The organism is Rubricella aquisinus (assembly GCF_014199445.1).
GTDB lineage: Bacteria > Pseudomonadota > Alphaproteobacteria > Rhodobacterales > Rhodobacteraceae > Rubricella > Rubricella aquisinus.
The window spans coordinates 237,786-250,223 of record NZ_JACIJS010000005.1 but is presented as its reverse complement, the minus strand read 5'-3'; the positions used below and the strand labels follow the sequence as shown (position 1 = coordinate 250,223).

Genomic DNA, 12,438 nt, shown 5'->3' with positions numbered 1-12,438 from the left:
TATGGGTGCGACGCTCCCCTCTGGCGGCGGATCGGGTGGCAGTCGTCGGCGGCGGTCGCGCCGGGGCGGTGGCCAAATGTCCGAGATTAACGTCACGCCCTTTGTGGACGTGATGCTGGTGCTGCTGATCATCTTCATGGTTGCGGCCCCGCTCCTGACCACGGGCGTACCGGTGCAATTGCCCGAAACCGCCGCAGGCCCGCTCCCGGCAGAGGAGGAGGCACCACTCGCGCTCACGCTCGGTGCGGATGGGGCGCTGACCTTGCAAGAGACACCGGTTGCCGATGACGAGCTGATCCCCCGCCTGCGCGCCATCGCGGCGCAGCGGACCGATGACAAACTGTTTTTGCGGGCCGATGGCGCGGTGTCCTATGCGCGCGTGGCGCAGGTGATGGGCGCGCTCAACGCCGCCGGTTTTAACGATATTGGCTTGGTAACAAGCACGGGCGGGCCGGATTTCGGCGCGTCCGCGGTGGAGTGAGCAGCGCGCGATGCGCACGGGCCTTGCCATATCGGTCGCACTTCACGGCGGGTTGATCCTGTTCGCCGTGTTTGACGGCATGTTCAACGCGCCGCCCTTGGACGAGGACCTGATCGAGGTGTCCGAGGTCGATATTCTGAGCGAAGCGCAATTCGACGCGCTCACCTCCTCCGCGCCCGAATTCGTACCGACCGAGATGCTCGCGCTCAGCACGCCGGAGGAGAGCATTCAGGACGCCAATACCGATGAGGTCGAAACGGAGGTCGAAGTCACCGACATTTCCGGCCCTGAGGATCCGAGCGAGGCAGATGCGCAGGCGGATTTGAGCGATATCCGCACCCGACCCACGGTGACTGCCAATGTGAATACGGTCGATCTGGCACAGCGACTGCCGCAGCAGAATGACCTCGCGATGGTGCGCCCGATGGCGCAGGCCGCTCCGACCAGCCGCCCGACGCTCAACCGCCCCACCATGTCACCCGCCGCCCCGCCGCGGCAGGCCCCCCGGATCACGACCCGCTCCAACCCGCGCCCGCCCGAGGATGTGCGCCGCGCCGACGAGCGGCAGGAAGAGGTCGCACAGGGGGAGACCCCAACGGAAACCCCGGTTCAAGAGCAGGACGCCACAGCGCCCGAGGAAAGCTCGGATCAGATCGTGCCAGAGATCACCGACACCGACGAAGCCCCGGCCCCGGAGACGACCGAGGAGTTTGCCGATGTGGACAACACCACCACGGCCCCCGTCGCCGCAGCCCCGCCGCCTGCGCGCCCGCAAAGCGTGGTTGAGGCAGCCGAGGCCGATCAGCCCGCTGATCCCGAACCGGCCCCTGCGGCACAGACTGAAACGGCGCAATCCGCCCCTGTTGGTGCGCCGCTCACCATTGGCGAAATCGACGGGTTCAAGGCGGCAATCCGCCAATATTGGAACCTCGCGATCCTTGATGGTCTGCCAAATTCCGATGAATTGATCGTTACCGTCTCTTTCCGGCTCGCGCAGGACGGGACGGTGGTCAATGGTGAAGTCCGCGCGGTCACGCCCGCCAATCCGCAGGGTGCGTTCGCACGCGCGTTTCAGGCCGCGCAGCGCGCCGTGCTTCAGGCCAGCTTCCGAGGCGACATTCGCCTGCCGGTCGAAAAATATGCCCGCTGGCAGGAGGTGGAAATCACCTTCGACCCCAGCACACAGCAGATAGGATTCTGATGATGAAACCGATCGCCGCTCTCGCCTTCGCGCTTTGCGCTGCCCTCGCGGCTCCGTCTTCCATGGCTCAAACGACACCTGCGGACGGGCCGGGGCCATTGCGGATCGTGATTGATCAGGGGGTTCGCGAACCCGTCCCCTTCGCCGCTCCGCAATTCATCGCGCTGGATGACGCAGCTCTTGAGTTTGCAGACCCGATCACGCGGGTGATGGTGTCGAACCTCGTGAGCACTGGGTTGTTTCGCGAAGTCCCGCGGGAGGCCCACATCTCTCAAGTGGGCAGCATCAGTGCGCCGCCTGCCTTTGCCGATTGGCAGGCGATCAACGCACAAGGGCTGATCGTGGGGGAGGCATCGACCACCGCAGATGGCCTGCTGCAGGTCGATTTCCGCCTGTTCGATGTGTTCATGCAGCGCGAAATTGGCGACGGCGTGCGGTTCACCGCCCCGCCTCAGGATTGGCGTCGGATCGCGCATAAGGTCGCGGATGAAGTCTATGGCCGTCTGACCGGCGAAGGGCCGTATTTCGACAGCCGCATCGCGTTTGTTTCTGAGAGCGGGCCGAAAGATGCGCGCGTGAAGCGGATCAGCATCATGGATCAGGACGGCGCGAATGTGCGCAACCTGACCGGGGGGGCTGAGTTGGTGCTGGCACCCCGTTGGTCACCCAATGGCCGCGATATCCTTTATACAAGCTACACCGATGGGGTGCCGCGCATCTATCTTCTGGACGCGGATACTGGCACGCGCGAGCGGCTCGACAGCCTTCCGGGCATGACCTTCGCACCGCGCTGGTCGCCCGATGGCAGCCGGGTGATTTTCTCCGCCGCGCAGAATGGCAACACGGACCTCTACGTCACCGATTTGGCCACCCGTCAGCGCCTGCGCCTGACGCGCAGCCCGGCGATTGATACGGCGGGCAGCTTCTCCCCCGATGGCAGCGAGATCGTGTTTGAGAGCGACCGGGGCGGCAGCCAGCAGATTTACACGATGAACGCCGATGGCACGAATGTGCAGCGCGTCAGCTTTGGTCAGGGGCGGTACGGCACACCGGTCTGGTCCCCGCGTGGTGACAAGTTCGCCTTCACCAAGATGGTCGGTGGGCGGTTCCATATTGGTGTGATGGACCGGGACGGCACGAACGAGCGGCTTTTGACCGCGTCCTTCCTCGATGAGGGGCCGACATGGTCGCCCAATGGCCGCGTTTTGATGTTTTTCCGCGAAACACCCGGCCCATTGGGGGCGGCTTCGGTGGTTTCTGTTGATGTTACAGGCCAGAACCTGAAATATGTGAACACGCCCGGCCCTGCTTCTGATCCAAGCTGGTCCCCGGTGCGACAGGATTGAGCAGGAATAACGGGTGAAGCGGGGCAGCCCGCAGCCAGACATAAAAAGGGAGTCTCCCAATGACCCAACTGATGACACGCCTTGCCGCGGTGGCCCTGCTGGCCGTCATGGCAGCATGTACGACCACCGCCGATACAGCCGGCTCGGGCGCTGCCGCACCCGGCGCAGGCAACACTGGCCCGAACGTGACGGTGGAGGAAAACACCGAAGCCTTCTTCATCGCCAATGTCGGCGACAAGGTCTTTTTTGATACCGACAGTTCGTCTCTCGATATCGCGTCGCAAACCACGCTGACCTTTCAGGCTGACTGGCTGCTGCGGTATCCCGACCGGACGGTCATCATCGAAGGCCACGCGGATGAGCGCGGCACGCGCGAATATAACCTTGCGCTGGGCGCACGCCGGGCACAGGCCACCTTTGATTTCCTCGTCGGACTTGGCGTTGATCCGTCCCGCCTGACTACGGTGACCTACGGCAAGGAACGCCCGGTGAGCCTGTGTTCCAACGAGACGTGCTGGTCCCAGAACCGCCGCACGGTCAGCGTTCTGGCGGGTGGCTTTAACAGCTGATGACCTTGGCGAAAGGGAGCGTGATGCGTCTCAAACTGCCATTTGCTATCGCATGTGTGACGGCCCTGTCTTTCGGGGCCGTCACTGCGCAAAGCCAGACCCCGGCTCCGGCCCCGGCGGCCACACCAGCGGGGACTGATCCCCTGCCGGATGTGTTGCCCGCTGATCCGGTCGTGGAGATGTCGCTTGAAGATATTCGGCGGGAATTGATCAGCCTTGGCGAAGTGCTTGAGGATTTGCGCAATGAATTGCGCCCCTCGGGTCAGTTCGCGCCAAGCACAGGCACGCCCCCCGATCCGTCCCTATTGGCGCGCCTTGATGGGTTGGAGGCCCGCTTGCGGGAGGCTACGGGTCGGATGGAAACGCTCCGCTTCGATCTGGAGCGGATCGCGGATGATGGCGGTCGCCGCCTGTCGGACCTCGATTTCCGGGTGACGATGATGGAGGGGGCGGACCCAAGTTTCGTTCCGCCCGCGACCCCGCTTGGCGGTGGTGTGACCGCCCCGACGGAAACGCCCGGCCTTGCCACCGGCGCGGCGCAAACAGCCGTGAGTGAACAGGCCGATTTCGACCGCGCGCTCGCGGCGTTCAATCAGGGAAATTTCGCGCAAGCGGTGCAAGGGTTCTCCAGCTTTCTGGAGCTTTACGGCGAAGGGCCGCTTTCGGCAGACGCGCGCTATTGGCTCGCGGAATCGCAATTTGGCAACGCACAGTATCAGCCCGCCGCGATGGGTTTTCTGGGCATTTTCAGCGGCGCGCCGAACGGCGAGCGGGCCCCAGAGGCGCTCTTGAAACTTGGTGGCGCATTGGCCCGACTTGGCCAGACCGAGGAAGCCTGCCTTACCTTTGACGAGGCATTGGCGCGGTTTGGCAATGCGCAGGGCGAAAGTTTCATCGTGCGGGCGCAAACGGAAAAGGGCCTGCACGGCTGCCCATGACCGATCCGTGGCGCGCCGGGATCGCCGGGCTTGAGGCGCTAGGGCTCTCTCACCTTGGTGTCGCGGTGTCGGGTGGCGGGGATTCGATGGCGCTCCTTGCCATGGCGCGGGACTGGCGCGATGCGCAGTCTGGGCGCGCGCTAAGTGCCGCCACCGTCGATCACGGATTGCGGGCTGAAGCCCGTGCGGAGGCGGAAACCGTCGCCGCCCTGTGCGCCCAATGGTCCATCCCCCACGACATTCTGACATGGCAGGACCGGCCCAAAGGTAACCTGCAAAACGCGGCACGACAGGCCCGCCGGCGGCTTTTGTCGGACTGGGGCCGGGCGCGGGCGGTGCCGGTGATCTGTCTGGCTCATACGCGCGATGACGTGGCCGAAACTTTCCTTTTGCGGCTCGCGCGCGGCTCTGGCGTCGATGGGTTGGCGCGGATGGCCGCGCGGTTTGAGGTGGCAGGACAGCCCTTCGCGCGGCCGCTTCTGGATCATGCGCGCGCTGATTTGCGCGATGCGCTAACCCGCCGGGGCATCGCGTGGATTGATGACCCAAGCAACGACGATCCGACATTTGACCGGGTGAACATGCGGCGCGCGTTGTCGCTGCTGGACGAGGTGGGGATCAGCGCGGACCAAATCGCGGCGACAGCCACGCGCCTGAGCAGCACGCGCCATTTCCTGTCCACGGAGGCGATGCGGCAGGCCGCGACGCTTCTCAGCATGGACCGATACGGCACCATTTCCATCGACCGTGCGGCCTTCCTTACCTGTCATGCGGAGGTGCAGGCCCGCATCCTTGCGCGGCTCTTTGAGGGGTTGAGCGACGATGCGTACCCGCCCCGCCGTGCCGCGCTTGACCGGGTGATCGGGCTGATCGCAGCGGGGCAGGGGCGCGAAACGCTTGCCGGATATGTGGTGACGGTGGGGGGGGATAGCGTCACGCTGCTGCGTGAACGCGCACGCCTGCCACAGCCGCACCCCTACGCTGACGGTGTGATCTGGGATGGGCGCTGGCGCATTGCCGGGGCGCTGGGGCAGGGAGCAATCCTGCGCCCCACCACCGAATCGGACCTCAAACCCCATGCGCTGCCATCCGCGCAAAAGGCGGCTTTGTTGACCGCTCCGGCGCTTGATATCGGCACAAACCAGCCCATCCTGCCCGCCTTAGAACCAGCGCACGGGGTGGATGCGACACTTGTTCCGCGCCTGCATGATTTGATCAGCCGTTGAAAGGTTTAACTCCGGCCTTATCTATGATCCCATAGACCCCGCATAAAATCAGACCGGCATCGCGGCCCGGTCAGGGAGAACGTTTTGGGCAATACCAAGAATCTGGCCTTTTGGGCTATTGTCATCCTGCTCGTCATGGCGCTGTTCAATGTGTTCAGTTCTGGCGGTAACACATCCAACGCGCAGACAGTCAGCTACACCGAATTTGTGAACCGTGTCGAAGCGGGGCAGGTGAGCCGCGTGACGCTGGATGGTGAGAATGTCACCATGCGCACCGCCGATGGCTCTGAACTGCGCACGATCCGCCCCGGCGACGACAGCCTCATGCCAATCCTGCGGGATGCAGGGGTGGAGGTTGTCGCAGTGCCGCAACAGCAGTCGGGCTTCATGTCCACGCTGATGGTGTGGTTGCCTTTCCTTCTGCTGATTGGCGTCTGGATTTTCTTCATGAACCGGATGCAGGGCGGCAAGGGCGGCGGTGCGATGGGCTTTGGCAAATCGCGCGCGAAGCTTTTGACCGAAAAATCCGGTCGCGTGACCTTTGATCAGGTAGCGGGCATTGACGAAGCGAAGGACGAGTTGGAGGAGATCGTGGAATTCCTGCGCGATCCGCAGAAATTCTCCCGTCTTGGTGGTAAAATCCCCAAAGGCGCGCTTCTGGTTGGTCCTCCGGGAACCGGTAAGACGCTTCTCGCCCGTGCGATCGCGGGGGAGGCGGGCGTGCCCTTCTTCACCATCTCCGGCTCCGACTTTGTGGAAATGTTTGTGGGTGTGGGTGCATCCCGCGTGCGCGATATGTTCGAGCAGGCGAAGAAAAACGCGCCCTGCATCGTGTTCATCGACGAGATTGACGCTGTGGGTCGCCATCGTGGCGCGGGCTATGGCGGCGGCAATGATGAGCGGGAACAGACGCTCAACCAGCTTTTGGTCGAGATGGACGGGTTTGAAGCGAATGAGGGCGTCATCCTGATCGCGGCGACCAACCGCCCCGACGTGCTTGACCCCGCGCTGCTGCGCCCTGGCCGTTTTGACCGTCAGGTGCAGGTGCCAAACCCGGACATCAAAGGCCGGGAGAAAATCCTCGACGTGCATGCCCGCAAAGTGCCGCTTGGCCCCGATGTGGACCTGCGCGTGATCGCGCGGGGCACGCCCGGCTTTTCCGGTGCCGACCTTGCCAACCTTGTGAACGAGGCTGCTTTGATGGCCGCGCGCACGGGCAAGCGGTTTGTCACCATGCATGATTTCGAATCCGCGAAGGATAAGATCATGATGGGCGCCGAACGTCGCTCCATGGTGATGACCGAGGACGAGAAAAAGCTGACCGCCTATCACGAGGCTGGCCATGCTGTCGTTGGCCTCAAAACCCCGCAGCATGATCCGATCCACAAGGCGACGATCATTCCGCGCGGGCGGGCGCTTGGAATGGTGATGAGCCTGCCGGAGCGGGATCAGCTTTCCGTCAGCTACACCAAATATCGTTCCATGCTGGCCATGGCGATGGGCGGTAAAGTGGCGGAAGAGCTGACCTTTGGCGCCGAAAACGTGACTTCTGGCGCGTCCTCCGACATCCAGCAGGTCACGCGGATCGCGCGGGCGATGGTCACGCAATTCGGCATGTCCGAAAAGCTGGGCAACATCAACTACTCGAACGAGCAGCAGACCTATCTTGGCACGCAGGGCAACGGCATGAACGCGTCGCCGGAGATTCAGGCTGTCATTGATGAGGAGGTACGCCGCCTTGTTGATGAGGGCTACGAGACGGCCAAGCGTATCCTGACCGATCACCGCGATGAGTTTGAGCGGCTCGCGCAGGGGCTTTTGGAATATGAGACCCTGACGGGCGAGGAAATCCGTCGCGTCATGGCCGGGGAGCCATTGCGCCGGGGTGAGGATGAGGACGACACGCCTGCGGGCGGAACGCCCTCCATCACCGCAATCCCGAAGCTGGGCAAGGGCAAGGGCGATGGCAGCATCGACCCGGAACCACAACCCACCTGATCCAGTGCATCACACCCCGGAGCCACGCTCCGGGGTGTTTGCGTTCGGGGGCACGACATGACTGGTAAAGAGTGGGACGTCGCAACCTATCAGCGGTTCAGCGACCTGCGCCTGCGCCCCGCGCGGGATCTGGCCGCAGCCATTGGCATCCTACCGCAGGGCGACATTGTCGATCTGGGATGTGGGGCTGGGTCCGCCGCCCCCCTGCTGCGCGCGCGGTGGCCGGACCGTCGCCTGATCGGGATGGATGCCTCCGAGGCGATGCTGACCAAGGCGGAGGGATATGACGATCTCAACCATGCGGATATCGCCAATTGGCGGCCCGATACACCCCCCGCGCTGATTTTTTCCAACGCGGTTTTGCAATGGGTGCCGGATCATTCGAGCCTTTTTCCGCGTCTTGTGCAGATGCTGCGCCCCGGTGGCTGGCTCGGTGTCCAGATGCCGCGCCAGACCGATGGGGCCTCCCACCGGTTGATCCGGGAGGTGGCCGCGCACCTGTTCCCGGATCGGTTCAATTACACCGACTGGCAGCCGCCTGTCGTCCCGCCTGAGGCGATCTGGCCCGTGCTGGCCTCGTTGGGTCAAGTGGACCTGTGGGAGACCGCCTATATCCAACCGCTCGCCGCACAGGCCAATGGCCACCCGGTGCGCCATTTCACGCAAAGCACGGCTTGCCGCCCCGTGCTGGACCAGCTTGACCCGTCGGAAACGGCGCGTTTCTTTGCCGCCTATGACGCGGCACTTGCGGTGGCCTATCCGGTGCAGTCAGATGGCCGCGTGCTGTTTCCGTTCCTGCGGCAGTTTTTCACCATTCAAGTGACCTAAGAGACCCTTCATGCCTGTTCTTGAGAAAACCGACCTTACCGGACGTGCCGCGTGGCTCGGCCTTGTTGCGGATCGTCCGACCAAATTATCCGCCGACCCGGTGGACCGGCTGGAGGCGCGCTTTGCGGGATTGGTGGGGGAGTATCATTCGGGCCTGACGCGCAAAAGCTGCTCGCGCGTGCGCACCCAATACCCCGTCGGGACGGAGATTCGAAACACACGTCAGGTCACGATCCTATCGGCGGAGGAGTTGGCGGCGACCGCGGCGGCAATGGGTTTGGAACACCTCGCCCCCGAATGGGTGGGTGCCAATATCGTGCTCACGGGCATCCCCGATTTCACGCTGATCCCGCCAAGCACCCGGTTGATCTTTCCCTCCGGGGCGAGCCTTGTCGTCGATATGGAAAATGAGCCCTGCCAATGGCCCGCGAAAGAGATTGAGGCGCAGCATCCGGGGCAGGGCAAGGGCTACAAATCCGCCGCGAAAGGGCGGCGGGGTGTCACCGCTTGGGTCGAGCGGGAGGGCGCTATCGTGCTTGGCGACAGTTGCACAGTGCATTTGCCGCCGCAGCGCATTTGGCCCCACGGCTAAGCGCCACGCGTTTCCGATCCGAAACCCCCGTCGCACAAAAAAGCGGCAGAGGTCGAAAACCGGCGCTTGGCGGTCGCAATCGCCATGGTGTGCGGCGGCATGCCGCGCTTTAGTGCCCCACAGAAACGCATACCCCCCTGTGAGGAACCCATGGCCCATAAGACAGATATCGAGATTGCCCGCGAAGCGCAGAAACGCCCGATCCAGGAGATCGGCGCAAAGCTCGGCATCCCGAACGAGCATTTGCTGCCCTATGGCCATGACAAGGCAAAGATCGGGCAAGACTTCATCGAAAGCCTGTCGGGCCAGTCCGATGGCAAACTGATCCTCGTCACCGCGATCAACCCGACGCCAGCGGGCGAGGGCAAGACGACAACGACCGTGGGCCTTGGCGACGGGCTGAACGCGATCGGGAAGAGGGCCGCGATCTGTATCCGCGAAGCCTCCCTCGGGCCGTGTTTCGGGATGAAGGGCGGGGCTGCGGGCGGCGGCTATGCCCAGGTGGTCCCGATGGAGGAGATGAACCTACATTTCACGGGCGATTTTCATGCGATCACTTCGGCGCATAACCTGCTCGCCGCGATGATCGACAACCATATCTATTGGGGCAACGCGCTGGAAATTGACCAGCGGCGCATTGTCTGGCGGCGCGTGCTCGACATGAATGACCGCGCGCTGCGCGACACGGTGACGAGCCTTGGCGGTGTGGCAAATGGCTTTCCGCGTCAGACCGGGTTTGACATCACGGTGGCGTCCGAAGTGATGGCGATCCTGTGCCTTGCCACCGATCTGGCCGATCTGGAAAAGCGGCTCGGCGATATCATCGTCGCGTACCGCCGGGACAAGACCCCGGTTTACGCGCGCGATATCAAGGCTGACGGCGCGATGACCGTGCTGCTGAAAGACGCGATGCAACCCAACCTTGTGCAGACATTGGAGAACAACCCCGCTTTCGTGCATGGCGGCCCGTTCGCCAATATCGCCCATGGCTGCAACTCGGTGATCGCGACCAAGACCGCGTTGAAGCTTGCCGATTATGTGGTGACGGAAGCCGGGTTCGGTGCCGATCTTGGCGCTGAGAAATTCATGAACATCAAGTGCCGCAAGGCGGGCATCGCGCCGTCTGCCGTGGTGCTCGTGGCGACGGTGCGTGCGCTCAAAATGAATGGCGGCGTGGCCAAAGGCGATTTGGGGACGGAGAATGTGGATGCCGTGACCAAAGGCTGCGAAAACCTTGGTCGTCATATCTCCAACGTTAAAAGCTTCGGTGTGCCGGTCGTGGTGGCGATCAATCATTTCGTCACTGACACGGATGCAGAAGTTGCAGCGATCAAGGCGTTTGCCGAGTCCCGCGGCACCGAGGCGTTCTTGTGCAAACACTGGGCCGATGGCTCTGCCGGGGTGACCGATCTGGCGACCCGCGTCGCAGAACTTGCCGATAGCGGTGTCGCGAATTTCGCCCCGCTCTATAACGATGAGAAGCCCCTGTTCGAGAAAATCGAAACCATCGCAAAGCGGATCTACCGTGCCGATGAGGTGCTGGCGGATGCGAAAATCCGCAACCAGCTCAAGGAATGGGAAGCCGCGGGCTATGGTCATCTGCCCGTCTGCATGGCCAAGACGCAATATAGCTTCACCACCGATCCCACCCGTCGCGGCGCGCCCGAGGGGCATTCCGTCCCTGTTCGCGAAGTGCGGCTCAGCGCCGGGGCGGGTTTCGTCGTCGTGATCTGCGGAGAGATCATGACCATGCCGGGCCTGCCGCGCGTGCCATCCGCCGAGGCGATCAAGCTAAATGCCGATGGGGATATTGAGGGCCTGTTCTAAGAGGTTTATGCCTCCGGCGGGGCATATTTGAAGAAAGTGAAACGCGCCTTGGCGCGAGAGGAGGCCACATGTCCGCGAAAATCATCGACGGGAAGGCATTTGCCGCAACAGTCCGCGAAAAAGTGGCAGGGCATGTGGCCCGGCTCAAGGCCGATCATGGCATCACGCCCGGCCTTGCCGTAGTTCTAGTGGGTGAAGATCCGGCAAGCCAGGTCTATGTCCGCAACAAGGGCAAGCAGACCATCGAGGTCGGCATGGCCTCTGTCGAGCATAAGCTGGATGCGGGGACGTCCGAGGCGGATTTGCTGGCCCTGATTGCAGAGCTGAATGCAGACCCCGCAATCCACGGTATCCTCGTGCAATTGCCATTGCCGGGGCATCTCAATTCCGATCTGGTGATCAACAGCATTGATCCGGCAAAGGATGTGGACGGGTTTCATATCTCCAATGTCGGGCTGCTGGGGACCGGGCAGAAAAGCATGGTGCCCTGCACACCGCTGGGCTGTCTGATGATGCTGCGCGACCATCACGGCAGCCTGTCGGGCCTCAATGCGGTTGTCATCGGGCGCTCGAATATCGTGGGCAAGCCGATGGCGCAGTTATTGCTTGGTGAAAGCTGCACGGTCACGATTGCCCATTCGCGCACCCGCGACATCGAAGCGGTGTGTCGTCAGGCGGATATCCTCGTTGCAGCCGTCGGCAGGCCAGAGATGGTCACCGCCGATTGGATCAAGCCGGGGGCCACCGTGATCGACGTGGGTATCAACCGGGTGCCCAATGGCGAGAAGCACAAGCTGGTCGGGGATGTGGACTTCGCCAGCGCCGTCGAGGTCGCCGGTGCCATCACGCCCGTGCCCGGTGGCGTTGGCCCGATGACCATCGCCTGCCTTTTGGCCAATACCGTCACAGCGGCCTGTCGCGCCAATGGGCTGGACGAGCCGGAGGGGCTGACCGCCTAACCCCCGAAAAGCACAAGATTCATGGTGCGGGTCGGCATCAGCGCCAGCCCGCCCGCGATCACCACGCCCCCGATCGTCATCTGGATCATGCCAGAGCGATGCGCGCGCCATTTGCCCGCGCGGGCTTCCCGTAAGGCCCCGGGCAGGCCAAAGATGATGGCAAAGCTCAGCAAGTGGATCGGCCCGAAATGCCAGTCGTAAAAGTCGCTGGAGATAAACAGGCTGCTCACCGCCCCGCCCATCATCATCCCCGCCCATGCCTTTCCAAGCAGTCGGTGATGCCGGTTGCCCTTGGGCAGCAGGAACATCACGGGGGTCAGGATCGTGACACCGGTCATCAGGATGACATGCACGATCACTGCGGGGCTTTGCGACAGTAGTGGTTCAAGGGACATGGGGCGTCTCCGTCTCATGGGGTTGGCAGATGCGCAAACGGATGCCAGAACAGGGGTTTAGGGGCGAGCGCGGCTGCG

General features: G+C 63.1%; 12 protein-coding genes. 11 read left to right on the top strand and 1 reads right to left on the bottom strand.

All coding sequences use genetic code 11. The features are described from left to right. Nucleotide 1 precedes the first annotated feature (1 nt). The 11 genes from FHS89_RS09850 to folD all read left to right on the top strand — a co-directional run bounded on the left by FHS89_RS09850 (nucleotide 2) and on the right by folD (nucleotide 11,965). Nucleotides 2–481, top strand: coding sequence for an ExbD/TolR family protein (locus FHS89_RS09850; protein ID WP_184011112.1), 480 nt, complete (start codon nucleotides 2–4; stop codon nucleotides 479–481). A 10-nt stretch (nucleotides 482–491) separates the two neighbouring features. Beyond that, a complete protein-coding gene (locus tag FHS89_RS09845; protein ID WP_184011110.1) occupies nucleotides 492–1,682 on the top strand; it encodes a hypothetical protein in 1,191 nt (396 codons plus the stop codon). Continuing rightward, nucleotides 1,682–3,028 carry a Tol-Pal system beta propeller repeat protein TolB gene (gene tolB, locus FHS89_RS09840; protein ID WP_184011108.1) on the top strand — a complete coding sequence of 449 codons (1,347 nt, stop codon included), beginning with the start codon at nucleotides 1,682–1,684 and terminating at the stop codon, nucleotides 3,026–3,028. The genes FHS89_RS09845 and tolB overlap by 1 nt, the downstream gene beginning before the upstream one ends. 59 nt (nucleotides 3,029–3,087) lie before the next feature. Next, nucleotides 3,088–3,597 (top strand): peptidoglycan-associated lipoprotein Pal, encoded by a 510-nt coding sequence (pal, locus tag FHS89_RS09835; protein ID WP_184011106.1) that lies wholly within the window; start codon nucleotides 3,088–3,090, stop codon nucleotides 3,595–3,597. 23 nt (nucleotides 3,598–3,620) lie between these two features. Continuing rightward, nucleotides 3,621–4,535 (top strand): tol-pal system protein YbgF, encoded by a 915-nt coding sequence (gene ybgF / locus FHS89_RS09830; RefSeq protein WP_184011104.1) that lies wholly within the window; start codon nucleotides 3,621–3,623, stop codon nucleotides 4,533–4,535. Next, nucleotides 4,532–5,761, top strand: coding sequence for a tRNA lysidine(34) synthetase TilS (gene tilS, locus FHS89_RS09825; RefSeq protein WP_184011101.1), 1,230 nt, complete (start codon nucleotides 4,532–4,534; stop codon nucleotides 5,759–5,761). The genes ybgF and tilS overlap by 4 nt, the downstream gene beginning before the upstream one ends. Nucleotides 5,762–5,845: 84 nt before the next feature. Beyond that, the gene (gene ftsH, locus FHS89_RS09820; RefSeq protein ID WP_184011100.1) at nucleotides 5,846–7,759 is read left to right on the top strand and encodes an ATP-dependent zinc metalloprotease FtsH; all 1,914 of its coding nucleotides are present in this window, start codon (nucleotides 5,846–5,848) and stop codon (nucleotides 7,757–7,759) included. A 57-nt stretch (nucleotides 7,760–7,816) separates the two neighbouring features. Beyond that, on the top strand, nucleotides 7,817–8,587 hold the full coding sequence (locus FHS89_RS09815) for a methyltransferase domain-containing protein (protein WP_184011098.1): 771 nt from the start codon (nucleotides 7,817–7,819) through the stop codon (nucleotides 8,585–8,587). Between the two features lie 10 nt (nucleotides 8,588–8,597). Further along, nucleotides 8,598–9,179 (top strand): MOSC domain-containing protein, encoded by a 582-nt coding sequence (locus FHS89_RS09810; protein WP_184011096.1) that lies wholly within the window; start codon nucleotides 8,598–8,600, stop codon nucleotides 9,177–9,179. A gap of 150 nt (nucleotides 9,180–9,329) precedes the next feature. Then, the gene (locus FHS89_RS09805; protein WP_184011094.1) at nucleotides 9,330–11,006 is read left to right on the top strand and encodes a formate--tetrahydrofolate ligase; all 1,677 of its coding nucleotides are present in this window, start codon (nucleotides 9,330–9,332) and stop codon (nucleotides 11,004–11,006) included. Between the two features lie 68 nt (nucleotides 11,007–11,074). Next, the gene (gene folD / locus FHS89_RS09800) at nucleotides 11,075–11,965 is read left to right on the top strand and encodes a bifunctional methylenetetrahydrofolate dehydrogenase/methenyltetrahydrofolate cyclohydrolase FolD (RefSeq protein WP_184011092.1); all 891 of its coding nucleotides are present in this window, start codon (nucleotides 11,075–11,077) and stop codon (nucleotides 11,963–11,965) included. On the opposite strand, the gene FHS89_RS09795 is transcribed toward folD, so the two are convergent. Further along, nucleotides 11,962–12,360, bottom strand: a complete 399-nt coding sequence (locus tag FHS89_RS09795; protein ID WP_184011090.1) for a DUF2306 domain-containing protein — start codon at nucleotides 12,358–12,360, stop codon at nucleotides 11,962–11,964. The genes folD and FHS89_RS09795 overlap by 4 nt on opposite strands. Nucleotides 12,361–12,438 lie beyond the last annotated feature (78 nt).